23 protein-coding genes are annotated in these 22,724 nt (G+C 42.4%); 8 read left to right on the top strand and 15 right to left on the bottom strand.

What is annotated here, in order from left to right; genetic code table 11:
• Nucleotides 1–184: 184 nt before the first annotated feature.
• From rodA to FTU82_RS10100, 6 genes are all read right to left on the bottom strand, one after another.
• Nucleotides 185–1,324: a rod shape-determining protein RodA gene (gene rodA, locus FTU82_RS10125; protein WP_180086131.1), complete on the bottom strand. Its 1,140-nt coding sequence runs from the start codon at nucleotides 1,322–1,324 to the stop codon at nucleotides 185–187.
• Between the two features lie 111 nt (nucleotides 1,325–1,435).
• Nucleotides 1,436–2,149 carry a 2-C-methyl-D-erythritol 4-phosphate cytidylyltransferase gene (gene ispD / locus FTU82_RS10120; RefSeq protein WP_005097091.1) on the bottom strand — a complete coding sequence of 238 codons (714 nt, stop codon included), beginning with the start codon at nucleotides 2,147–2,149 and terminating at the stop codon, nucleotides 1,436–1,438.
• A complete protein-coding gene (locus tag FTU82_RS10115; protein WP_005097092.1) occupies nucleotides 2,118–2,510 on the bottom strand; it encodes a septum formation initiator family protein in 393 nt (130 codons plus the stop codon). Before FTU82_RS10115 ends, ispD begins: the two co-directional genes overlap by 32 nt.
• Nucleotides 2,511–2,517: 7 nt before the next feature.
• Nucleotides 2,518–3,807 carry a phosphopyruvate hydratase gene (gene eno, locus FTU82_RS10110; RefSeq protein ID WP_005097093.1) on the bottom strand — a complete coding sequence of 430 codons (1,290 nt, stop codon included), beginning with the start codon at nucleotides 3,805–3,807 and terminating at the stop codon, nucleotides 2,518–2,520.
• Nucleotides 3,808–3,866: 59 nt separating this feature from the next.
• Nucleotides 3,867–4,724, bottom strand: coding sequence for a 3-deoxy-8-phosphooctulonate synthase (kdsA, locus tag FTU82_RS10105; RefSeq protein ID WP_005106657.1), 858 nt, complete (start codon nucleotides 4,722–4,724; stop codon nucleotides 3,867–3,869).
• 31 nt (nucleotides 4,725–4,755) lie between these two features.
• On the bottom strand, nucleotides 4,756–6,396 hold the full coding sequence (locus FTU82_RS10100) for a CTP synthase (protein ID WP_005097095.1): 1,641 nt from the start codon (nucleotides 6,394–6,396) through the stop codon (nucleotides 4,756–4,758).
• 226 nt (nucleotides 6,397–6,622) lie between these two features.
• Here FTU82_RS10100 and FTU82_RS10095 point away from each other — a divergent pair, with 226 nt between their 5' ends.
• Nucleotides 6,623–7,057 carry a hypothetical protein gene (locus tag FTU82_RS10095; protein ID WP_005097096.1) on the top strand — a complete coding sequence of 145 codons (435 nt, stop codon included), beginning with the start codon at nucleotides 6,623–6,625 and terminating at the stop codon, nucleotides 7,055–7,057.
• 56 nt (nucleotides 7,058–7,113) lie between these two features.
• Here FTU82_RS10095 and FTU82_RS10090 read toward each other — a convergent pair whose 3' ends face one another.
• The 3 genes from FTU82_RS10090 to FTU82_RS10080 all read right to left on the bottom strand — a co-directional run bounded on the left by FTU82_RS10090 (nucleotide 7,114) and on the right by FTU82_RS10080 (nucleotide 10,877).
• Entirely contained in the window at nucleotides 7,114–8,226 is a 1,113-nt protein-coding gene (locus tag FTU82_RS10090) for a YheT family hydrolase (RefSeq protein WP_005097097.1), read from the bottom strand.
• A gap of 69 nt (nucleotides 8,227–8,295) precedes the next feature.
• A complete protein-coding gene (locus FTU82_RS10085) occupies nucleotides 8,296–8,706 on the bottom strand; it encodes a nuclear transport factor 2 family protein (protein ID WP_005097098.1) in 411 nt (136 codons plus the stop codon).
• 146 nt (nucleotides 8,707–8,852) lie between these two features.
• Nucleotides 8,853–10,877 carry an NADPH-dependent 2,4-dienoyl-CoA reductase gene (locus FTU82_RS10080; protein WP_005097099.1) on the bottom strand — a complete coding sequence of 675 codons (2,025 nt, stop codon included), beginning with the start codon at nucleotides 10,875–10,877 and terminating at the stop codon, nucleotides 8,853–8,855.
• 164 nt (nucleotides 10,878–11,041) lie between these two features.
• Here FTU82_RS10080 and FTU82_RS10075 point away from each other — a divergent pair, with 164 nt between their 5' ends.
• From FTU82_RS10075 to FTU82_RS10065, 3 genes are read left to right on the top strand one after another with little or no spacing between them, the layout of a single operon-like run.
• Nucleotides 11,042–11,578: a PadR family transcriptional regulator gene (locus FTU82_RS10075; RefSeq protein ID WP_005097101.1), complete on the top strand. Its 537-nt coding sequence runs from the start codon at nucleotides 11,042–11,044 to the stop codon at nucleotides 11,576–11,578.
• 30 nt (nucleotides 11,579–11,608) lie between these two features.
• Nucleotides 11,609–12,541 (top strand): alpha/beta fold hydrolase, encoded by a 933-nt coding sequence (locus FTU82_RS10070; protein WP_180086129.1) that lies wholly within the window; start codon nucleotides 11,609–11,611, stop codon nucleotides 12,539–12,541.
• Nucleotides 12,542–12,559: 18 nt separating this feature from the next.
• A complete protein-coding gene (locus FTU82_RS10065) occupies nucleotides 12,560–13,258 on the top strand; it encodes an NAD-dependent deacylase (RefSeq protein WP_180086127.1) in 699 nt (232 codons plus the stop codon).
• A gap of 160 nt (nucleotides 13,259–13,418) precedes the next feature.
• Here the strand turns inward: FTU82_RS10065 and FTU82_RS10060 are convergent, their stop codons facing one another.
• Nucleotides 13,419–14,327 carry a polysaccharide deacetylase family protein gene (locus tag FTU82_RS10060; RefSeq protein WP_100535317.1) on the bottom strand — a complete coding sequence of 303 codons (909 nt, stop codon included), beginning with the start codon at nucleotides 14,325–14,327 and terminating at the stop codon, nucleotides 13,419–13,421.
• A gap of 312 nt (nucleotides 14,328–14,639) precedes the next feature.
• Between FTU82_RS10060 and FTU82_RS10055 the strand changes: the two genes are divergently transcribed.
• The gene (locus tag FTU82_RS10055) at nucleotides 14,640–15,539 is read left to right on the top strand and encodes a LysR substrate-binding domain-containing protein (protein ID WP_180086125.1); all 900 of its coding nucleotides are present in this window, start codon (nucleotides 14,640–14,642) and stop codon (nucleotides 15,537–15,539) included.
• A 232-nt stretch (nucleotides 15,540–15,771) separates the two neighbouring features.
• On the opposite strand, the gene map is transcribed toward FTU82_RS10055, so the two are convergent.
• Complete coding sequence (map, locus tag FTU82_RS10050; protein ID WP_005097108.1) at nucleotides 15,772–16,566, bottom strand: type I methionyl aminopeptidase; 795 nt, start codon at nucleotides 16,564–16,566, stop codon at nucleotides 15,772–15,774.
• A gap of 350 nt (nucleotides 16,567–16,916) precedes the next feature.
• On the opposite strand from map, the gene brnQ reads away from it, so the two are divergent.
• Together brnQ and FTU82_RS10040 are read left to right on the top strand one after the other, a co-directional pair.
• Complete coding sequence (gene brnQ / locus FTU82_RS10045) at nucleotides 16,917–18,203, top strand: branched-chain amino acid transport system II carrier protein (protein WP_005097110.1); 1,287 nt, start codon at nucleotides 16,917–16,919, stop codon at nucleotides 18,201–18,203.
• Nucleotides 18,204–18,785: 582 nt separating this feature from the next.
• A complete protein-coding gene (locus FTU82_RS10040) occupies nucleotides 18,786–19,004 on the top strand; it encodes a hypothetical protein (RefSeq protein ID WP_005097112.1) in 219 nt (72 codons plus the stop codon).
• 82 nt (nucleotides 19,005–19,086) lie between these two features.
• On the opposite strand, the gene FTU82_RS10035 is transcribed toward FTU82_RS10040, so the two are convergent.
• Entirely contained in the window at nucleotides 19,087–19,545 is a 459-nt protein-coding gene (locus FTU82_RS10035; RefSeq protein WP_005097113.1) for a hypothetical protein, read from the bottom strand.
• A 117-nt stretch (nucleotides 19,546–19,662) separates the two neighbouring features.
• Here FTU82_RS10035 and FTU82_RS10030 point away from each other — a divergent pair, with 117 nt between their 5' ends.
• On the top strand, nucleotides 19,663–20,526 hold the full coding sequence (locus tag FTU82_RS10030) for an alpha/beta fold hydrolase (RefSeq protein ID WP_074383206.1): 864 nt from the start codon (nucleotides 19,663–19,665) through the stop codon (nucleotides 20,524–20,526).
• A 152-nt stretch (nucleotides 20,527–20,678) separates the two neighbouring features.
• Here FTU82_RS10030 and gltS read toward each other — a convergent pair whose 3' ends face one another.
• The 3 genes from gltS to FTU82_RS10015 form a co-directional block, all read right to left on the bottom strand.
• Nucleotides 20,679–21,902 carry a sodium/glutamate symporter gene (gene gltS / locus FTU82_RS10025; protein ID WP_005097189.1) on the bottom strand — a complete coding sequence of 408 codons (1,224 nt, stop codon included), beginning with the start codon at nucleotides 21,900–21,902 and terminating at the stop codon, nucleotides 20,679–20,681.
• A gap of 124 nt (nucleotides 21,903–22,026) precedes the next feature.
• Nucleotides 22,027–22,248, bottom strand: coding sequence for a hypothetical protein (locus FTU82_RS10020; protein ID WP_080633091.1), 222 nt, complete (start codon nucleotides 22,246–22,248; stop codon nucleotides 22,027–22,029).
• A gap of 112 nt (nucleotides 22,249–22,360) precedes the next feature.
• The gene (locus FTU82_RS10015; protein WP_257221960.1) at nucleotides 22,361–22,549 is read right to left on the bottom strand and encodes a hypothetical protein; all 189 of its coding nucleotides are present in this window, start codon (nucleotides 22,547–22,549) and stop codon (nucleotides 22,361–22,363) included.
• Between the last annotated feature and the right edge of the window lie 175 nt (nucleotides 22,550–22,724).

Genomic DNA, 22,724 nt, shown 5'->3' with positions numbered 1-22,724 from the left:
GAAGCCCTCGATTGAGGGCTTCTTTATATCGTTTATCCATTTCTGCTTTTTGTTGTACGCTTATATCACTCTGCATTTGGAAGCAATTTCCACATTGAGCATGAATGTAATGAAGATACTTTTCTTTACCCGCATGTCTTAACAATATTTGTAAAACCGGAACACATCCGACTTTTAGAATAATTTATCGATGGGTATGAATCGACATCACAATTCCCATACCTGCGAGCATAGAAATCACCGCCGTTCCGCCATAACTCATGAGCGGCAATGGGTCTCCAGTCACCGGCAAGATACCACTCACCATGCCCGAGTTTAAAAATACAAAGAAGAAAAAGGTCAGTCCAATAGCTCCGGCATATAAACGTCCAAAATTATGAAAACTGTTTAAGCCAATCATCAAACAACGAATAATAATGGCAGTAAATAAACTGAACAGCAGAAAAACACCAATAAAACCGAATTCTTCGGCATAGGTCGACATAATAAAGTCGGTATGATGCTCGGGCAGATAACCCAAATGCGATTGTGTCCCTTCAGTATAACCTTTGCCTGTGGAACCACCTGAACCAATGGCGATTTTGGACTGAATGATATTCCAGCCTGCACCCAATGCATCCGACTCCGGATCAAACATCGTGGTAATACGTTTCTTTTGATACTCTTGTAGTACGAATATCCATAAAACTGGTGCTGCCACAGCCAGTGCTGCTGCCGCACCAACAATCAGACGCCACGACATCCCGCTTAAAAACAAGACAAAAACACCCGGAACCACCAAACCAATATTCAAATCAGGTTGGAGTGCAACCAAAACAAATGGTATAGCCAGTAAAATTAATGCACCGACAATATGTACAAATTTGGGAGGAAATGGCTTACGTGCAAAATACCAGGCCATCATCAAAGGCATGGCAAATTTCATCACCTCACTCGGTTGCATACTCCCAATACCAGGCAAAGTAATCCAACGTGTTGCACCCAGGCGTTTTTCACCAATCACAAACACCAAGAGCAGCATGAATATGCCAAAGGCATACAGGTAGGGACTGATCGCCTGATAGACTTTCGGTGGAATCTGCGCACAGATAAATAGCAGCACAAAACCAATCCCGAAACTGATCGCCTGACGAACAACCATCCCGGAATCTTCAGAGGTCGCGCTATACACCACCATCAACCCCAGGATTGCATTGAGAACCAGAAAGCACAACAACCAGGGATCAAGGTGCAACTTGGTCCACCGGGAGGAATCTTGCGGGTTAATACTACGTCCATCACGCAAAGAATGACGTAAAAACCGATACTGCTGTGAAGGTATCATTGGCCAAAAGGTGAAAAAGAATGATGGCAAAATTATAAGTGAAAGCTATAGGGAATAGATCGCTATAGCCAGATTTATTCTGCTTTTATTTAAATTTTATCGAATATATTTTTAAGCCTGAGCTTGTAAAATCAGCTTGGCCAGTTCCAGATCATCCGGATAGGTAATTTTAATATTATCGGAACGCCCTTGCACCACACTCACCTGCTCACCGATATGTTCCAGTGCGCTGGCTTCATCGGTAATGTTAGCACCATCCTGCAAAGCCTGTTCAATCGCCCGTTTTAATGTGCCCAGCTTGGCCATTTGCGGCGTTTGTGCCTGCCAGAGCATGGAGCGATCCACCGTTTCCTCAATATCAGAACCGGTGACTACACGCTTAAGTGTATCTCGTACCGGAATCGCCAGAATCGCAGCCCGATCCTGTGCAATTGCCGTATTGACCAACTGTTGAAGACAATCCAGACTGACACAAGGGCGTGCCGCATCATGCACCATGATCCAGTCATCTTCAGAGGCCATTGCAGATAAATAATTTAATGCATTCAGCACCGAATTCACTCGCTCTGCGCCGCCCAAACAAAAATGTGCTTTTTCCAGATCGGAAAATGGCAGAGTTTTTGCGACATTGTCCTGTGTACCAATCGCCAATACATAACCAGTCAAAGGCAATTGATTCAGACGTGCAACGGTATGTTCAAGAACAGTTCGTTGTTGAAGCGTCTGATATTGCTTGAGTTCTGTTTTAGAAAAACGGCTACCGGAACCTGCAGCAGGAAGAATGACCCATAATTTACGGGGTATTTGTTGGCTCAGGTGACTCATTGGTTCGCAGATCTACTTTAGAATTTGGATTAAGATAGATGGGTTTATATTGAGTACTGATCGTGCTCATTTGAATAAAAGTTTCACGTGGCTTAATCAGGCCAAGATCTAAACGCGCATGTTCTTCGATGGCTTCAATACCATTCTTTAAATCGTAGACTTCTGCCGCCAGAACGCGATTACGTTCTTTCAGCTCATCATTCAATTCCATTTGCTGCTGGATTTTCTGGGTCAGCTGCTGATGATCATGATAACCACCTTCACCAAACCAGTATAAATATTGAAACCCTGCGATCAAAATGATCGCAAGGCCCAACAGTACTTTACTCGCAGTCGAGTCGAATACATTTAACATTGACATAAGTCGCTTAGTTCAAACCTTTAAACTCAGCTTTACCGCGATATGCAGCATTAGTCAATTCTTCAATACGAAGTAACTGATTATATTTCGCTACACGGTCAGAACGGCAAAGTGAACCGGTTTTGATTTGACCTGCTGCTGTACCTACTGCAAGATCCGCAATGGTTGAATCTTCAGTTTCACCTGAACGGTGTGAAATCACAGTAGAGTAACCATTTTCTTTGGCAAGATAGATCGCATCTAAAGTTTCAGTCAAGGTACCGATCTGGTTATATTTGATCAGGATCGAGTTACCTACTTTTTCGTTGATACCACGTTGCAGGATTTTAGGATTCGTTACGAACAGGTCATCACCTACCAACTGGATCTTGTCGCCAAGAATCGAAGTCAGGTAAGACCAGCCTTCCCAATCCGACTCATCCAAACCATCTTCAATTGAAATAATTGGGTATTGGTTTACAAGGCCAGCCAAATAGTCAGAGAACTGGTTGCTGGTGAACGCTTTGTTGCCTTCGCCCGCAAGAATGTACTGACCATTTTTGTAGAATTCTGAAGATGCACAATCCAGCGCCAGCATAATGTCAGAACCTGCTTTGTAGCCAGTTTGACCAATTGCTTCAAGAATAACCGTGATTGCTTCTTCGTTAGAACGAAGGTTTGGTGCGAAACCACCTTCATCACCCACAGCAGTGTTTAAACCTTTTTTGTTTAAAACTGATTTTAAAGAATGGAAGATTTCAGCGCCAGCGCGTAAAGCTTCAGAGAATGAAGTGAAGCCCACTGGCTCAATCATGAATTCTTGAATATCAACGTTATTGTCTGCATGTGAACCACCATTGATGATGTTCATCATTGGTACAGGCATGGTCAAAATCGAGTTGTTGCGAAGGTCTGCAATATATTGAAAAAGAGGAATTTTCTTTTCATCAGCAGCAGCGCGTGCAGCAGCCAAAGATACAGCTAAAGTTGCGTTTGCACCCAGTTTTTCTTTGTTTTCAGTACCGTCTAAAGCAATCATCGTGTTATCGATGTCTTTTTGTTCGAATACAGATTTACCAAGCAAAGCATCACGGATTAAGGTGTTTACATTATTTACCGCAGTTTTAACACCTTTACCTAAGTAACGTGCTTTATCGCCATCACGAAGTTCTAAAGCTTCACGAGAACCAGTTGAAGCACCAGATGGTGCACATGCACGGCCAACTACGCCAGATGCTAAGATTACGTCTGCTTCGATGGTAGGGTTACCACGAGAGTCCAAAATTTCACGTGCACGAATGTCAACGATTTGGCTCATGAACTATTCCTCAGTTGATTAATATGAGCTGCCTTTAGGGCAGCGCAAGAGTGATAAACTCAGTGTGTATCTAACTTTTCGAAACCTTTGACCAAGGTATCCAATTCTTTTAGCTGTGCCAAGAAAGGCTCAAGTTGAGACATGCGCAATGCACATGGGCCATCACACTTGGCTTTCTCTGGATCAGGATGTGCTTCCAGGAACAAACCTGCAAGACCGGTTGCCATACCTGCACGCGCCAATGTGGTAATCTGGGCGCGGCGTCCGCCAGCAGAATCGGCACGGCCACCTGGAGTTTGCAAGGCATGCGTCACATCAAAGAACACAGGCACATTCATTTCTTTCATGATATCGAAGCCCAGCATGTCTACAACCAGATTGTTATAGCCAAATGCTGAACCACGCTCACAAATGATCAGTTTGTCATTTCCTGCTTCCAGACACTTATGCAAAATATGACGCATTTCGTGTGGTGCAAGGAATTGTGCTTTTTTGATGTTGATGATGGCATCGGTTTTTGCCATGGCTTCCACCAGATCCGTCTGACGACTCAAGAAAGCCGGCAGCTGGATAATGTCAGCCACTTCTGCAACAGGCGCCGCCTGGTACGGCTCGTGTACATCAGTGATGATTGGCACATTAAAGTGTTTTTTAATGTCAGCTAACCACTCGAGACCTTTGTCGAGGCCTGGGCCACGGAACGAGTTCAAGCTTGAACGGTTGGCTTTATCAAAGCTGGCCTTGAACACATAGGGAATACCCAAACGTGTACAAATATCGACATAAGTCTCAGCGATCTCAAAAGCCAAGTCTTTAGATTCAAGTACATTCATTCCGCCGAATAATACAAATGGCAAATGATTTGCCATTTGTATATCGCCCAAACGTACAATTTCTTGTGGTTTTAATTGCGACATTTAAACTTCCTAGTTGTGTCCTACATACCGATTATTGAGTTTTTTGGTACTGCTTTTTCGCAGCATCAATGAAACCGGCAAATAATGGATGACCTTCACGTGGTGAGCTGGTAAATTCCGGGTGGAATTGTACCGCAATAAACCAAGGATGTTGAGGAATTTCAACTGTTTCTACCAGATGCTGTACCGGTGAATAACCAGAAATCTTCATGCCTTTTTCTTCAAGCAATGGGATATAACGGTTGTTCATTTCGTAACGGTGACGGTGACGCTCAATGATTTCTTCAGAACCATAGATTTCAGCTGTTTTTGTGCCTGCAACCAGTTCAGATTTTTGAGCCCCTAGACGCATGGTGCCACCCAAATCAGAGTCAGCAGAACGTTGCTGAACTTCACCGCGCTCATCTAACCATTCAGTGATCAAGCCAATCAATGGAGATTTGGTCGAACGGTTAAATTCAGTCGACGTTGCATCGCTAATGCCCACAACATTACGTGCATATTCGATTACAGCCAACTGCATACCTAAGCAAATACCAAGGAAAGGTACACCGTTTTCACGTGCGAATTGAATCGCCTGCATTTTGCCTTCAGTACCACGTTCACCAAAACCACCTGGAACCAGAATCGCATCGGCATCTTTCAATACTTCGTTCACGTCCTGGCTTTCAAGTTCTTCTGCATTGACATAGTCAATTTGGACTTTAACGCGGTTTTTCACCCCGGCATGTAAAAGTGCTTCGTTCACAGATTTATACGCATCTGGAAGTTCTACATATTTACCGACCATCGCTACACGAACGGTGTATTCTGGGTTCAATAATGCTTCTACCACGTTATCCCAATCGGTTAAATCCGCTTCAGGAAGGTCGTTATAACCAAAACGTTCGCAGATTAAATCATCAACATTCTGTTCGTAGAAAGTACGTGGAATCTGATAGATCGAACGTGCATCTTTACATACCACAACGGCACGTGCTTCAACGTTGGTAAATAATGCAATTTTACGGATAGTATCTGCATCTACATCGTACTCGGTACGGCAGATGAGAATGTCTGGCTGAATACCAATTGACAGAAGTTCTTTAACAGAGTGCTGTGTTGGTTTGGTTTTTAATTCTGCTGCAGACTTAATGTATGGGAGTAACGTTAAGTGCATTAACATGGTACGTTTATGACCAAGTTCAACCATTAGCTGACGTACAGATTCCATGAATGGGAGAGATTCAATGTCACCTACTGTACCGCCGATCTCTACAATCGCAACATCATAGCCTTCGCCTGCACGCAGGACACGCTCTTTGATATTGTCAGTAATGTGTGGAATAACTTGCACAGTACCACCCAGATAGTCACCACGGCGTTCTTTGTTCAGAACATCTTGGTAAACACGACCTGATGTGAAGTTATTCAGTTTGGTCATTTTCGCACGACGCAAGAAACGTTCGTAGTAACCCAAATCTAAGTCTGTTTCAGCACCGTCTTCTGTAACAAAAACTTCACCATGTTGGAATGGGCTCATCGTCCCTGGATCGACATTAATGTATGGATCCATTTTTACCATGGTCACTTTTAAACCACGAGCTTCTAAAAGTGCAGCAACAGAAGCAGCTGAAATACCTTTACCTAGTGATGAAACTACACCACCAGTAACGAAAATAAAATGGGTCATTGGGTTTCTCGTACAATCGAGCCTAAATCGGCCTGCAATGTTGCGCAATTTTACTTTACCTTGTACCTAGAAAGCAAAGTCAATCCGCATCAATTCAAAGAACAATAAACAATTGACTATTCTAACAGCAATTCCAATAAAAAATTACTGTAAGTTCATATGATTTCTATCTTGTAATTTGCTGCTATAATAGTGTAATCCCCTCCACACTTTTCTGTTTGATGCAATGATGATGAAGAAATTTTTACTCTGTACCGTAATCCTGACTGGCCTGAGCTTGACTGCGTGTGTAAAAAAAGAAGCACCTAAAGAAGAAGAACAAGTTGAGGTTAATCCAGCACCTGAAGTTGTAACGCCTGAACCAGCACAATTTGAACCGCTTGAGCCGGTAGAAGAAGCGGTAATTGAAGAAGTTCCAGAGACAACTGTGGAAATTCAACGTGAACAGACAGCTAACACGACGACTGAAATTCGTCGTGAAGTGAAGAAGCCTGAACCTGTTGAAGCTACACCAGCTCCAACAAGAACGCCGTCAGAAAACAATCCAGCTCCAGAGCCTTCAAAACCTGCAGCAACGCCTAAATCAAACTCTGATTCAAACAAATCTGAAGAAGACGCTGTGGCTGATGCCATTGCAGCAGCGATGCCAGCGCTTGATTAATCAAGAGAATTCATCAAAAAAACCCAGCTTTTGCTGGGTTTTTTTATTACTCTTTTTTAAGCAGATGTCGGTGCAGAATTACGAGACAAGTGCATCAAATAGTCTGCCATTAATCGCGTAGCCCACGATTCTGTTTGCATCAGACCTTGATAAAATCCGCAATGACTGCCTTTTTTGGTGGTAATCACCATGATATTCGACATTGCCCGAATTTTTTCTTTATAAGGTTCCAGATTCTGGATATGACACACCGGATCATCTTCCGCATTTAAAATCATTAATGGAACTTTAATGTTTTCAAATACATAAATTGGATTCGTGGCCTTACTATAGCTCTCATAGTCTGAAAAACCGGCCAGTTGATAATAACGCTGTTCAAACTCCGATAAGTCTTTTACCTCCAGCAATTGCTTCCAGGAAGGATAAATTTGCCAGGTTTCCTGATAAGGATGAATAAAGCGTTTGATTAGTTTTTTGGCCATGACTTTGCTATAAAACGGATGTACATGGGCAAATCCGGTTTCGGTGTTATAGCCTGGACATAAGGCAAAAGCCGCTTTTAACGGTGTTTGTGATCCCTCTTCTCCGAGATAACGCACCAGCAAGCCTGTACCCGCAGAAGATCCGACCCCATACAGCTCAGACTGAGGAAATCTATCCTGTATATACAGCAGTTGTTCACGTAGATCTTGGGTCGAGCCGAACAGGTTCATTTTAGCTACAGGCATGGGCAGGTCTGCATGCCCACGGCGCAAACACAAGGCCACTCGCCAACCGGTATGTTTATGCAGATCCTGTACCAGTTCACGCATCGACTCTGGAGAGCCGGTGATGGTATGTAATAAGACAATGGTCGGTGTATTTGCTGGCAAATCCAGCCCATACCAGGCAATACCGGTAATCCCGCCATCCGACATTTTTAGCTGTTCAAGTACATCATATTTAAGTTTAATCGTATGTTTTTTAATAAGATCCAAATATAGAATATGTGCGTGTGCATTGGCTAACCACGGCGTAGGACGATATTTTTGTTGCAGCTGCGGTAAGCGTTCAATGAGTCCTGAAAAAACACCATTTGGATGGTAATACAGGGTCGGTTCATCTGCGCCACTGAAGCGATCCAGATATTCACTGGACAGCTGACCCAATTTTTTAAGCAACATTTTCATCTGTCATCCTCTCTAGTTCGACTAGCTGTGATTTACAAACTTCATGCCGACTTGAATCAATAATTCGAATTAAGTTTTAACTTGGAATGACTGCATCCGTTGGCCCATTTGTACCGCTAAGGCTTCAAGTCCAGACTTAGGCCGGATCATCACTTCAAAATCAATGATCTGACCTTCTTCATTAAACTGAATCATGTCAACTCCCTTGAGTTTTTTATCGCTTACCTGAGCAGAAAACTCAAGTACGACATTGTTACCATCTTCACTTATAAATTCACGGTGATAAGTGAAGTTTTCAAAGACTTGGATCACATTGCTCAGAATAAAAAAGACCACCTGTTTGCCAGGATAAGGATGAAAAGCCACAGGTGAGCGAAATACAACATCCTCAGCAAGTAACTCATTCAAGATCGACATATCGCGGGTTGCTAACATCTCGTGCCAACGATCAATGGATTTTTTTGTAGTTTCGATGCTCATTTGAGGTTCCTTTTTTGTTTTGATATTTTAAATACAGAGCGCTCCCCCTTTATTAAAGGTGAGAAGTACTGCTTCACAAGGGAGATTCTTTCTTATAAATCCTCTCCTTTAATAAAGGAGAGGAAAAAAAGCAGGTTTTAATATTTTTAGATCACCGCTGCCAATTCAGCCCCCTGACGAATGGCACGTTTAGCATCTAACTCACCCGCTTCTTTGGCGCCACCAATCAGGTGTACACTTTTACCAGCAGATTTTAACTCATCAAACATGGCGGTATAAGATTCCTGACCAGCACAAATAATGACATTATCCACTTCCAACACCATTTGCTTATCATTGACGGTGATATGCAAGCCCTGATCATCAATCCTGTCATAGCTGGCACCCGCAATCATTTTCACGTCACGATGTTTAAGCCCTGTGCGGTGAATCCAGCCCGTGGTTTTACCCAGACTAGAACCCACAGAAGCAGCTTTTCGTTGCAATAAGTAAATTTCACGGGATGATTTTTCCAGAACTGGAGTTTTTAAACCACCGACCTGATCATATTTGGTATCGATGCCCCATTCATCATAGAATTTTTCTGGATTGATACTGCCACTTTCCCCTTCATGACTCAGAAGTTCCGCGGTATCAAAACCAATACCCCCCGCACCAATAATCGCCACACGCTGTCCCACAGCTTTACGCTCTTTTAACACCTCGAGATAAGATAAGACTTTTGGATGATCAATCCCCGGAATATCCAGTTGACGCGGGGTTACCCCTGTTGCCACGACAATCTCATCAAATGCTGACGCTTCAAGTTCTGCAAAACTGGCAGTATGATTTAACTTTAACTTGATGCGTGGCTGCAACTCGATTTGACGTTTAAAGTAGCGCAAGGTTTCATAAAATTCTTCCTTGCCCGGAATGGTTTTGGCAATATTAAATTGTCCCCCAATCTGTGCAGCCGCATCAAATACCGTGACCTGATGACCACGATTCGCTGCATAGACTGCAAAACTTAAACCGGCAGGACCTGCCCCAATCACGGCAATATTTTTCGCTTCGCCAACGTCTTTGAAGATGAGTTCGGTTTCATAACAGGCCCGTGGATTGACCAGACAGGTGGCAATTTTCATCGAGAAAATATGATCCAGACAGGCCTGATTACAACCGATACACGTATTGATCTCATCGCTACGACCCTGTTCAGCTTTAAGCACAAACTCAGAGTCAGCCAGCATTGGACGCGCCATGGAAATCATATCGGCATCACCAGAAGCCAGTACATACTCAGCCATCTCAGGTGTATTGATGCGGTTAGAAGTAATGAGAGGAACTTTTACCAGACCTTTGAGCTTGCGGGTAACCCAGGTAAAGGCTGCACGAGGAACCTTGGTGGCAATGGTCGGAATACGTGCTTCATGCCAGCCGATGCCGGTATTGATAATCGTGGCACCGGCTTTTTCAATGGCTTTAGCCAGTTGTACCACTTCATCTAAAGTTGAGCCACCTTCCACCAGATCCAGCATAGACAGACGATAGATAATAATAAAGTTTTCACCGACCATTTCACGGGTACGGCGCACGATCTCGATCGGGAAACGAATGCGGTTTTCATAGCTGCCGCCCCATTCATCATCACGATGATTGGTTCGCGCTGCAATAAACTCGTTAATCAAATAACCTTCCGACCCCATAATTTCTACGCCATCATAACCAGCATACTGTGCCAGCTTGGCACAATTGGCGAAGTCATCAATAGTTTGCTGAACCTCAGCTGAACTCAAGGCATGCGGCTTGACCGGGTTAATGGGTGCCTGAATCGGAGAGGGTGCAACATTTTCTGCCTGATAGGAATAACGGCCCGTGTGCAAAATTTGCAGGGCAATTTTCCCGCCTGCATCATGCACCGCTTGGGTAATCACTTTATGCTTTTCAGCTTCTTCGACACTGTCAAGCTTGGAGCCGCCCTGAAACGTCACCCCATGATCATTGGGTGAAATACCACCCGTCACGATTAAGGCCACGCCACCTTTGGCACGCTCTGCATAAAAAGCTGCCATCCGCTCATATCCGCCGGGTGCTTCTTCAAGCCCCACGTGCATTGACCCCATCAGCACCCGGTTTTTGAGTGTGGTAAACCCTAAATCAAGCGGGGCAAGTAAATTCGGATATTTAGACATTTCAACTCCTTAGCGTGCTGGTGTGCTGGCTATTTTTATTCAGCTGATCAGATATTGCATTTATCGATCAGAATTATGCAACTTGTTGCACTAATATATAAATCAGAATTGATTTTTATGCAACATGTTGCATAATAATCCCGAGTCATTTTTTTGAGACGTTTATGTCTTTATCGCATGTGCTACTGACCAGCCTGATTGAAAAACCCAGTACCGGAATAGAACTGGCGCGGCGCTTTGACCGCTCAATGGGATTCTTCTGGAATGCGACCCACCAGCAAATCTATCGAGAGCTGAACGCCATGTCAAAACAGGGTTGGATTTCAACACTCGAAGAAGAAGATGCACATTCACGTAAAAAAACCTATCAGGTTGAACTGCCCGGTCGTGAAGAATTGGCTCACTGGATGATACAGCAAAGCCCACCGGCACAGTTGCGCGAAGAATTGATGGTACGCTTACGTGCTGAAGCGCAGCTTGGTGGCAACAACACATTAGCGGAACTGGAACGGCATTTAGTCCTGCACAAAGAAAAACTCAACACCTATCAGCAAATTTTTGCCAAAGACTTTGCCCAAGCTAATGAAAATGATCGCACCCTGTATATTCATAAAATGATTTTACAACTCGGCATTGATCAAGAACTTGGCTGGATTCACTGGCTGGAAACCGTTATTCCGCGACTCAAACAGTTTAAATAAACGATCGGGATAAAAATAAGGAGAATATTCATGTCCTTTTATCGCATGCCAGACGGCGAACAGCTGTTTGTACGTGAATACGGTCAGGGTCAACCGGTTTTAGTATTGTCTGGTCTGGGCATGTTGAGCTGGCAATGGGCGGCCTTTTTATCTCCGCATAAAAACAGGTTTCGTTTTATTATTCCAGAATGGCGTGGTTTCGGTGCATCCAAAGACTGTAAAATTCCAGCAAATCTGGATGCGATTAACTGTCATTGGCAGGATGTGCGCTCAGTGGTAGATCAGCTCAAGTTCGATCGAGTCATAGTCATTGCCTACTCTATGGGGGCAACCACACTTATGCATGGTCTGCACTCTGATCATTTTTCTAAACGGATCACGGCTTATTTGCATATTGATCAGACACCCAAAATACCGGTAGATGATACTTGGGCTTTTGGTCTGTTTGGACCAAAACATGACGAATTTAGGGAGATTTTGCAGCAACTGTCTGTTCTCCTCGCTGCACATCCGCAAATTCAATTTATTCGCGATCTAGATCAAACAGTACGCCAACAGATTGGCGCATTATGGCTGCGCTTTATCCAGCTGCAAAACAGTCATCCCTATAGTCTTAAAGCATTTGAGTTTTTACTGCATCAACCTCGCTTTCAAAGTTTATTACTGCCATCCAGCCGTGTGGACTACATGGCCTGGTATATCAACAATTATCTGTATCATCGAGAGGATTACCGTGAAGCATTAACCAAACTTCAATGTCCGGTGACTTTCTTTAGCGGCGCGCAATCCCGGCTCTATCCTTTTGAAGGACAGCGTCTGATTGCAGAAAGCCTGCCTCAAGCCAAACAGGTGATTTTTAAAAAATCCGGTCATACGCCCTTGCTGACTGAACCGCTAAAATTTTCCAGAGAACTCGGTGTCTTCTTGAAAGAGAATTCACAATCGAGTACTTCGGCAGTTTAAATATTCAGGAGAAAAATAATGAAAAAACTGGTGGTCTTTTCAGGTGCGGGTATGAGCGCAGAAAGTGGCATCAATACCTTCCGTGACAGCGATGGTCTTTGGGAACAGTATCGGATTGAAGATGTCGCCACTCCGCAGGCCTGGGCCAGAGATCCGCAACTGGTACAGCGCTTTTACAATGCACGCCGAAAAAATATTCTGGAGGCAGAGCCAAATACTGCACATCTCCAGATTGCGCAACTGCAACAAGATTATGATGTGCATGTCATTACCCAGAATATCGATGATCTGCATGAACGTGCCGGCAGCAGCAAAGTGATTCATCTTCATGGCAATATCCGACTGGCTAAAACCTCAGGTCCAGATGCACAAAGTACGACCGAATTCTATCCGGTTGAAGAAACTGAATTAGATTTAAACAAGCACTTTTGCACAGCAGGTTATCCACTGCGTCCACACGTGGTCTGGTTTGGCGAAGCCGTTCCTGCCTATGCAGAAGCCCAAAATTGTGTACAAGATGCCGATATTTTTGTGGTGATTGGCACCAGTCTGCAAGTTTATCCAGTGGCGGGATTGATTCATGACATTCCGGTATCTTGCCAGGCCTATTATATTGACCCCAGAGCAGACCAACAACAATTGCCGGTACAATTTCACAAGATCACCCAAACGGCTACTGACGGTGTGCAACAGTTGATTCAGCTCCTAGAAAAATAATTTCATCACAAGACATATGCTGTGTCATGTTCGATGATGATTATTCAGGTATTTAGAAAACGTAGCGACACTTAATCATATTGGTTACAGCCTAAATACTATCTAACTCTTACTGTCTATAGCATACACCTCGTGATTTTCTAAAGTGAAATAGCCGTATCTAAGGCGCCACACTTAAACCAAATTTTTTCAAATTTGGATATTCATAGGGGGCATCTTCAGCTGGATAACGTAATGACTCGAGCCCATAAATTTGTGCAATATTCCATAAAATACTTTCACCCGCAGGTAGAGTTTGTGGCTGAATTTTATAAATTGAATCCTGATAAGCGCTATCACTATCAACAAATTTCCAGCCCTGTTGCTTAAACAAATCAATAATGTCTTCTAGCCAAGCCGCATTAATGGCTCTTACATGAAGTAAAAGCACATGCTTGGGGGAACGTCCTAATGTTTGTTGTGCTAAATTATCGTAATACTGTGCTCGATCAAGCAAATGAAACAGATAGGCTTGTTTTAATTTATTCAGGTTTTCTTGATCTTGTGCTTGCTGATACTGCAAAAACAGTTGATTGTAATACCAATCACTCGCATCGATGCTAACAGTTCCCGATTGATAATGATGGGTTATCAGCCATTGTCGTACTCCTTCCCTTTTTTCTAGCGTATTTCCCTCTTTAAGAAATGGAAATCGGTAACGTGGTACAAATCCGGGTAATGTAGAAAATATTTGATGTCCTTGCTCTATGTCTTTTAAATAATTTTTCAAGCTAATGTCATCTTTATTTAGGTTAAGATGTAAATTTCCATGATTGCCTATTCGATGCCCCTGTTTCCCCCACTCTGAAATCATCTGCAACCCTTTTTCTGTGCTAATTTTACTGACGCTTGGATAGACAATAGCCAAAATTCGCTTTTGTTTTAGGGTATTTAGAATGTCATTATTGATATGACAAGCATCTGGGTTATTGGCTGGGTCTAGTCCATCATCGAAACTGAGGGCGATCTGTTGAGCAAAAGCCACATGAGAAACACAGAGACATAGGCTTAAGACAATTTTTTTAATCATAAATGAGTGCTAGAGCTTAGAAAATAAATACCTTTTAACCTAGCATAATTATTCAAACTGATTGAACTTTACATCGACGGCTAATACGAAACTTATTTATTATCTAAGCTTATATATTGAATGGCAATTTTTTTAATGAATCACCACTTAGCTGTGGTGTAATGAGATTACAGACATTATAAATAAGCGCCTATGTATCACATTATCGAGTGTGTTGGCTTTTAAATTTTAGTAACTTCAATATTTTTTTAATTGACAGAATGCAACAATCAATTTTTAATCAGCAGATTGTTGCATAAATGGAATTTTGGAATGCTGACTGATCTTGATGATTTTTACTGCTTTGCACAGGTGGTGGAACATGGCGGCTTTAGCGCAGCCGAACGTGCAACAGACATCCCTAAATCCAAGCTTAGCCGTCGTGTCCATAACTTGGAAGAACGTCTAGGTGTCCGCCTGATTCAACGCAGCTCGCGTCATTTTGCGGTCACCGATATTGGCATGAACGTTTACCGCCATGCACAAGTCATGTTAAATGCAGCACAGGCAGCACATGATCTGGTCGATCATCTTAGTACCGAACCGCGTGGTACGATTAAAGTCAGTTTGCCGGTTTTAATTGCCCAGAATGAAATCGCCAAAATTCTGCCAAACTTCCTCAAGCAATATCCAGAAATTAAAGTTCAGATGATGATCACCAATCGCCGGGTCGATATCATTAATGAAGGCTGTGATCTGGCACTGCGGGTACGCTCCAGTCTGGATGACGATCCGAATCTGGTCATCCGTCAGTTTGAAAAAATTGAACAGCATCTGTTTGCAAGTCAAGGTTATCTCAATCAGTTTGGTGAGCTAAAAACCCCCGAGCAACTGGCTGAACATAAGATTCTGAGCATGGCAGAAGATCATACCGAACAATTTCTGACCTTACAAAACGAGCAGCAAGAACAAAAGAAAATTCGGGTCAGTCCAACTGTATTGGGTTCAGACCTCAATATGTTGGCGCAACTTGCGGCTTCAAGCTGCGGGGTGACCTTATTGCCAGATAACGTGGTAGAGCAGTATGTGGCACGTGGCGAACTGGTACGGGTTTTACCTGACTGGAAAGCACCGCATGGTATTTTTCATGCGGTTTATCCCTCACGTCGCGGTCTGCTGCCTGCAGTCCGGGTATTTATTGACTATCTGGTCGCAGAATTAAACCATAGCTAATAAAAATATGGACAAAAAAATAGCTCATTCTTGGGGAAAAATGAGCTAGAGAAACAGGTCACTACAGCACAGTGAATAAAAAAGGAAACTTTGTAGCTGATTCTCAGTCTAACCAGACTTCTATTTTCAAACCATTGTTTTGCTGTAGTGTTTTGTATATTTTCGTCAGCAAAAACGATGAACTTGTAAATTTGGCAAGTCAAAAGTTTTTAACAGAAATCCCGTCAAAATTTTAAATTTCCGGATAATCACCCGTGCCTTCAGGCCATGGAGAGAGTAATTCAAATCCGGTTTCGGTCACATAAACCATATGTTCCCATTGTGCAGACCACGATTTATCCGTGGTAACCACAGTCCAGCCATCTTTTAGTTCTTTGACACGAGCTTTACCCATATTTACCATCGGCTCAATGGTAAAGACCATACCCGGCACCAGCTTGATGCCTTGACCCGGCTGTCCATAATGCAGAATATTCGGTTGTTCGTGATAAACCTTGCCGATGCCATGACCGCAATACTCACGCACAATCGAATAGCCTTCACGCTGTGCAACGGTTTGAATCGCATAACCAATATCGCCTAAGGTAGCTCCCGGCTTCACTGAATGAATCCCGGCCAGCATCGCTGCATAGGTGGTATTGACCAGACGTCTGGCTTCTGGAGATGGCGTTCCCACATAATACATCCGGCTGGTATCACCGAAATAACCATCTTTGATGATCGCCACATCAATATTGATAATATCACCATCCTGCAACACGGTTTTTGAGGATGGAATACCGTGACAGACTACTTCATTCGGCGAAATGCAGGTGGTCTTGGTATAACCATAATAGCCAATATTGGCCGGTGTTACTTTTAGAGTATTGATAATAAAATCATGACAGAGATCATCCAGATATTCGGTCGTGACACCTGGCTTGACATGCTCCCCGATCATCGCTAAAACTTCTGCGGCCAAACGCCCAGATATCCGCAATTTTTCTACATCTTGCTCAGTTTTAAGACTAATCGCTGGAGCTCGCATATATCTATCCTCACTATGAATATCTGAATTATAGTCCCTTTTTTGTTACATATGTCACAGTTAGTGGATTTCATCACCGCAATTTTTCTGGAAATCAGAATTTCAACTGTTGCTTATTCATACAAACAATAATCTGAGAATTTTAAAGAAAATTCAGATCAATCCATACAGTGGGCTTAGATCATCTATTTTTTAGCTGATTATCAATCAGATATTTCTACCAAAATTTGAATGAATGGTTATCTGAGCAGCAAAATCAATAGATTCAAGGTCTGCAGCCTTAAAATAAACTCCAAAAAATTGGACATATACACTAAAATCGCTTTCTTTTGTTCTATTGATCTCCCTTTATGACAAGTCTGCGTACCCGGGATATTGTCGCCCTAGGTTTTATGACCTTTGCACTATTTATTGGTGCGGGCAACATTATCTTCCCACCGATTGTGGCTCAACAAGCCGGTGAACACGTATGGCTCGCTGCTTTAGGTTTCCTTATTACAGCAGTCGGCTTACCCGTGATTACCATTATTGCGTTGTCTCGCGTTGAAGGTTCCATTCAGGCACTAAGCTCGCCTCTTGGCAAAGCAGCCAGCATCTTGCTGACTGTAATCTGTTACTTAGCTGTTGGCCCTTTATTTGCGACGCCGCGTACCGCAACCGTTTCTTATGAAATCGGTTTTTCATCTTACTTTGGCAATGAATCTGGCAGCCTGCTCATTTACAGCATCATCTATTTTGCTGTGGTGACCATCGTATCTTTATATCCAAACAAGATTCTGGATACCGTCGGCTATTTCCTGTCACCACTTAAAATTATTTCTTTGATCATTTTGGGTGTAGCAGCCGTGATGATCCCTGCCAGCAATCCGCCTGCAGCGATCGATAATTACGTTACCAGTCCAGTGACTGAAGGCTTCGTAAATGGTTATTTAACCATGGATACTTTGGGCGCTTTAGTTTTCGGGATTGTGATTGTTAAAGCCATTACTTCACGTGGTGTAACCGATAAAAAACTGATTACCAAATATGCAGTGAATGCCGGCATTATTTCTGGTATTGGTTTAACTCTGGTGTATTTAAGTCTGTTTAAACTCGGACTCGGTAGCCACGAAATTGCACCGAACGCAGCCAATGGTGCCATTATCCTGCATGCCTATGTACAACATGCCTTTGGTGATATGGGTGCTTATTTCCTGTCTGGCATGATTTTTATTGCCTGTATGGTGACTGCGATTGGCCTGACCTGCGCCTGTGCCGAATATTTCTCCAGTTTGACTAAAATTCCATACAAGATTTTTGTATTTATTCTGGTCGGTTTCTCACTGATTATTTCAAATCTGGGTTTAACCAAACTGATTGCCGTTTCGGTGCCCGTATTGAGCGCGATTTATCCACCTGCAATTAGTGTGATTTTATTGAGCTTCTGCGCTAGCTTCTTCAAAAAACCGTCTCATGTGATTGCACCAGTGACGCTAGTGGCCTTTATCTTCGGTATTTTTGATGGAATAAAAGTTGCTGGTTTTGAATTGCCTGCCGTACTACAAAATTTGCCGCTCTCAGAACAGAATCTGGCCTGGTTTATTCCATCCATGATTGTATTGCTAATTGCAGCTGTGATTGACCGTATTAGAAACTAAAACTTCTAGGATGTCTGAAAAATCGTATTTTTACCCAAAATCCGGTTTTAGCGTGATCAATAATTGTCAGGTTTTACCCAAACGGACTTTTATTGTTTCTTACAGACAATATCAAATCATCACTGCATGCCTATTTACTCGTACTTTTTCCAGAAAGTGTGATTCATAATTAGGCTCGAATGATCCTATTTTTAATATAAATATAAATAATTTTTTGAATTTTAGCTTTTAGATACATGTTGTTGCTGACTTAAACCATCTTGCCCCCTGACTTATACACAGTCTTACATTCTATTGATTAACACTACATATCTTTGGCGTAGAATTTGCATTTTCTATCTGCTCACATCAAACAATTGCTAGCTATTGTTTTCATGACGATATGGAGGTGTAATCTGAATATATAATGCTTTACTAATCAATTGATTATGTATTTTTACGACTAAAGAAGGCCATTTTGACCCTGAAAGTGCAGCCCGATGGTTGCAAAGGCTGATATTAAACAGTACAACTGTATGTTCAATTCTGACTAACTTAATCTGCTTTAGTCTTCAATAACATAAATAAATGGGAGGGATGGAGATGTTATCATTACATTTCAACAAGCAAGTCTTCATTGACGCTCTTAAAGCCAACGACACCAATCTGGTGACATTTATATGCACTACTTTTGCACTTATGCTGACTTTAACCGTCCATTGCTTAATTCAAGGTAATTTAAAACTTGAATACTTTGGTTATGCGCTGATCGTCTCAGCTGCTTTCTTCCTATGGGCTGCCATAGACCAGAAATACCGATAATCAAATTTTAAATTAGCCCAGATGGATGATGTGGCCAGTCATCCATCTGGTAAAAAAACCAAAATATTACTTTTAAGAATAATTAAAATAGCCCACCAAATGCGCCATAGAGTAAAATCCCCGTTCCTCCAAGTTCTGCAATAATTAATCCCAGCATTGCCAAGCTCATCAGACTGCCAGGTAGATGAAACCGACCCAGTTGATGCGGTTGCTTAAACTGATTGGTGGTATCTTGCAGGAAACCATGCAACATATAAGCTGCAATCGAAAAACTAAAAAATACGATATTCACCAGTACGCAGATCAAATTCATGGCACTGGATAAATCGGAATAATATGCCAGAACTGCCAGAATTAGCGTCGCTGGTGCATATAGCAGACTGCTACGATGGGCAATATCGACATAATAATGTGCGCGTGACTGTGGTGATTGACGGATCTGCCAATACTTCCAGACCCCGGTAAACATCCCAATCCACAAGAATATTCCACTAAAAATAATGGCGATTTTAACGGCCAGTGCAAGTTCCATTGATAGCATAAGCTCATTCCATATCTATTATTTTACTGACTTTTAAGTCATGCTTTGCGCAAGCATCCCTTCAAAAACTGTATAAAGTTAAAGCTTCATCAGGAAGCTAAAATCATAGTGTATCGTATGTCTGAATTTGAAACATTGACTCTACAATGCCAGGATGGCTATCACTTAAGTGCACGCTTTTATGCGGCTTCTTCAGAATCTGAAAAACGTCCGGTATTGGTCTGTCCTGCCACAGGTATTACCCAACAGTTTTATCATCATTTCTGCATCTGGTTGCAAGCTCAGGGCTATGCGGTACTGGTCTTTGACTTTCGGGGAATTGGTGAGTCACTCGCAGGCCCTTTAAAACAGTCCAAAGCCAGCATTGTGCAATGGGGTCAACTGGATATTCCCGCCGCGATTGATGCTTTATTAGCACGTACTCATGCAGAAAAAGTAATTTTGCTGGGGCATAGTGCTGGTGGTCAGCTTCTGGGGATCGTACCGAATTATGACAAAGTTGCAAAAGTGGTGGCTGTTGCTGGCTCAACCGGACATATCAAAGGACTTAAAGGTAAAACCAAACTGCTGGCGCCGGTCATGTTCAATCTCATTTTCCCACTGGCCCGTATGAGCAAAGGATATGCTCCAACTCAAGCGATTGGCATGGGCGAAAATCTGCCTAAAGATGTGGCGCGTGAATGGGCACAGTTCTGTAGCAAACCGGGCTATGTCATGAATGCAATGGGTAAAACCCTATTACCACGCTCAGATTTTCATGCTCAAATCACCTGCCCGATTATTTCGATCTGGTCATCGGATGATGAAATTGCAACAGAAGCAAATGTAAAAGATTTACTGCGTTTATACCCCAATGCAGACACTCAGATGATTGAGCTTCAACCTAAAAGGTATGCGCATAAAGCCATTGGCCATATGCTGATGTTTAAAAAATCACATCAAAACTTATGGCCGGTGATTGAACAACAATTGACGGTTTAAATCAGATTTAGATGGTTATTTGCAAGCTGCTATGTTCTAATACACGCAGTTTGAGATGAGCCTCTTACAGTATATGGGCTTGACCTATATACGACTAGCCCCTAACCATGGGGCTTTTTATTGCATGTATGATTTTAAAAACGTATTAACATTTAGCCGAAAAATGCAATGATGCTTTGGATCACCACAGCATTCACAATATCAATAAAAAATGCACCACACAGCGGTACAATTAAAAAAGCTTTATGTGATGGACCATAGCTATTGGTCACCGCCTGAATATTGGCAATCGCTGTCGGTGTTGCCCCCATACCAAAACCACAATGCCCTGCCACTAATACTGCTGCATCGTAATTTTTGCCCATGATTCTAAAGGTCACAATTGCGGTAAATAAAATCAATACCGCTGTCTGCGCCAATAAAATGGTAATGAGCGGACCTGCCAAATCGGCCAGTAACCAGAGTTGCAGTGATAGTAAAGCCATAGATAAATACAGGGATAAAGACGCATTGCCAAATACATCGATTGCACGGTCGAAGATATCGACTTTCAGCACATGCTCCAAGACATTACGCACAATCACACCTGTGCCTAAAGCCCATACAAAAGTGGGCAATTCAAACCATCTTCCCTGGCTGAAGTCTGTCATCTGATTGGCGACAAAAATACACAGGGCAAACATCCCCAAAGTCGACACGGCATTACTGGATGTAATCAATCGGGTTTTCTTTGGATATTCAAAGGGCGCAGTGTTGATGTGCGATTCGAGCTGCTGTTCATTAGTCTCTTGCGCTACTGTTTCAGCCAGTTGGTTGCGTTTAATCAGGAACTTGGCAACTGGACCGCCCACAAGTCCACCAATAATCAAGCCAAAGGTAGCACTTGCCATACCAAGGACAACTGCTCCCTGGATCGCATATTGAGTTTCCAGAACCTCGCCCCAGGCACCGGCGGTACCATGACCACCCGTTAAGGTGACGGAACCGACAATCAAGCCAATCAGTGGATCAAGTCCAAGCGCTGTGGCTAAACTCATACCGACAGCATTTTGCACGACTACAAATAAAATGACACAGACCAAGAAGGTCAGGAGCGATTTTCCACCTTCTTTCAGTTTCAAAAAGTCTGCACTTAAGCCAACAGAAGTAAAGAACATCAGCATCAGGATGGTTTGAATTTGTGCGTCAAATGTGGCACTGATATTAAACAATTTATAGAGAATAAAGGCCGTAATCGCTGCGACTAAACCACCGATTACAGGTTCAGGTAAGTTATAGTTCCTAAAGAAGCTAATTTTACTAACAAGATACCGCCCAATAAAAAGAAAAAAAACAGCAATTACTAGAGTGCCAAAGGCATCTATTTCATAAGTCATAACATTCCCTATTGGCTTTATTTTCATACAGTTTTGGGAAAGAGAGATGAAAAATCAATCATAGAAATGTAATGCAAGTTATTGTTTCTAATAATTGTTTAATTTATAGCCCGAATAGACGCAATTAACGTGATGGAATATCATAAACCCAGTTGCGCGCTTGCTGATCTGTGGTCGTTTCACAAACATAGTAGTCGTGATCCCATGAATCAGGATGGAATATTTCCTTTTTGGTATAGGTGACATTTTTGCATTTTTCGATGCAGACAAAGCTGTCGCCTTGGTCTTTGACTTGGGTTCCGTTAAGGAAACCGCCAATACAGAGGAATCGGGATTGTTTTGTCATTGTTATATCAACTTTTAAATCATTTTTCAATGTGGCGATTAAACGCTGTATTGAGTTAGGTGTAAAGAGAGAAATATTAATGAGCACAAATTCATTTTAAATGATTAGTCCCTTATAAAGTTTTGGAAATATTCTTTTCATCATTCAAAATGTGATATGTCATCCCAAAGGACGGATTATATTTAAATGCTTCATTTAACTGCACCACAGGAATTTTCAAAATTTTTTTATGCTTCTTTCCAAATGAATCAACTATACAGATTTTTATTTTAGTGATTTTATTATGTACAACTGGCGACATCGCTCCCCAACTTTCTTGCTGCTCAAAATATACAACACCACTAATACCTGGCAGAGTAAAACTTGAAGTGCGACATAAACCACCTAATTAATTTAAAGGGTTTATGGAGTATATAAAATTGTCATACCATCATCTTAACTTTGAAGATCGTACTGCATTAATGCTTGAGTCAAGA

This window comes from Acinetobacter sp. YH12151, assembly GCF_013418355.1.
GTDB classification, from domain to species: domain Bacteria; phylum Pseudomonadota; class Gammaproteobacteria; order Pseudomonadales; family Moraxellaceae; genus Acinetobacter; species Acinetobacter pseudolwoffii.
This window is presented reverse-complemented; position numbering and strand designations above follow the sequence as displayed.

What these genes read in the sequence shown, in the direction of transcription:
- rodA (WP_180086131.1), bottom strand. Translation starts at nt 1,324, where the DNA reads ATGATACCTTCACAGCAGTATCGGTTTTTACGTCATTCTTTGCGTGAT.
- ispD (WP_005097091.1), bottom strand. Translation starts at nt 2,149, where the DNA reads ATGAGTCACCTGAGCCAACAAATACCCCGTAAATTATGGGTCATTCTT.
- FTU82_RS10115 (WP_005097092.1), bottom strand. Translation starts at nt 2,510, where the DNA reads ATGTCAATGTTAAATGTATTCGACTCGACTGCGAGTAAAGTACTGTTG.
- eno (WP_005097093.1), bottom strand. Translation starts at nt 3,807, where the DNA reads ATGAGCCAAATCGTTGACATTCGTGCACGTGAAATTTTGGACTCTCGT.
- kdsA (WP_005106657.1), bottom strand. Translation starts at nt 4,724, where the DNA reads ATGTCGCAATTAAAACCACAAGAAATTGTACGTTTGGGCGATATACAA.
- FTU82_RS10100 (WP_005097095.1), bottom strand. Translation starts at nt 6,396, where the DNA reads ATGACCCATTTTATTTTCGTTACTGGTGGTGTAGTTTCATCACTAGGT.
- FTU82_RS10095 (WP_005097096.1), top strand. Translation starts at nt 6,623, where the DNA reads ATGATGATGAAGAAATTTTTACTCTGTACCGTAATCCTGACTGGCCTG.
- FTU82_RS10090 (WP_005097097.1), bottom strand. Translation starts at nt 8,226, where the DNA reads ATGAAAATGTTGCTTAAAAAATTGGGTCAGCTGTCCAGTGAATATCTG.
- FTU82_RS10085 (WP_005097098.1), bottom strand. Translation starts at nt 8,706, where the DNA reads ATGAGCATCGAAACTACAAAAAAATCCATTGATCGTTGGCACGAGATG.
- FTU82_RS10080 (WP_005097099.1), bottom strand. Translation starts at nt 10,877, where the DNA reads ATGTCTAAATATCCGAATTTACTTGCCCCGCTTGATTTAGGGTTTACC.
- FTU82_RS10075 (WP_005097101.1), top strand. Translation starts at nt 11,042, where the DNA reads ATGTCTTTATCGCATGTGCTACTGACCAGCCTGATTGAAAAACCCAGT.
- FTU82_RS10070 (WP_180086129.1), top strand. Translation starts at nt 11,609, where the DNA reads ATGTCCTTTTATCGCATGCCAGACGGCGAACAGCTGTTTGTACGTGAA.
- FTU82_RS10065 (WP_180086127.1), top strand. Translation starts at nt 12,560, where the DNA reads ATGAAAAAACTGGTGGTCTTTTCAGGTGCGGGTATGAGCGCAGAAAGT.
- FTU82_RS10060 (WP_100535317.1), bottom strand. Translation starts at nt 14,327, where the DNA reads ATGATTAAAAAAATTGTCTTAAGCCTATGTCTCTGTGTTTCTCATGTG.
- FTU82_RS10055 (WP_180086125.1), top strand. Translation starts at nt 14,640, where the DNA reads ATGCTGACTGATCTTGATGATTTTTACTGCTTTGCACAGGTGGTGGAA.
- map (WP_005097108.1), bottom strand. Translation starts at nt 16,566, where the DNA reads ATGCGAGCTCCAGCGATTAGTCTTAAAACTGAGCAAGATGTAGAAAAA.
- brnQ (WP_005097110.1), top strand. Translation starts at nt 16,917, where the DNA reads ATGACAAGTCTGCGTACCCGGGATATTGTCGCCCTAGGTTTTATGACC.
- FTU82_RS10040 (WP_005097112.1), top strand. Translation starts at nt 18,786, where the DNA reads ATGTTATCATTACATTTCAACAAGCAAGTCTTCATTGACGCTCTTAAA.
- FTU82_RS10035 (WP_005097113.1), bottom strand. Translation starts at nt 19,545, where the DNA reads ATGCTATCAATGGAACTTGCACTGGCCGTTAAAATCGCCATTATTTTT.
- FTU82_RS10030 (WP_074383206.1), top strand. Translation starts at nt 19,663, where the DNA reads ATGTCTGAATTTGAAACATTGACTCTACAATGCCAGGATGGCTATCAC.
- gltS (WP_005097189.1), bottom strand. Translation starts at nt 21,902, where the DNA reads ATGACTTATGAAATAGATGCCTTTGGCACTCTAGTAATTGCTGTTTTT.
- FTU82_RS10020 (WP_080633091.1), bottom strand. Translation starts at nt 22,248, where the DNA reads ATGACAAAACAATCCCGATTCCTCTGTATTGGCGGTTTCCTTAACGGA.
- FTU82_RS10015 (WP_257221960.1), bottom strand. Translation starts at nt 22,549, where the DNA reads ATGTCGCCAGTTGTACATAATAAAATCACTAAAATAAAAATCTGTATA.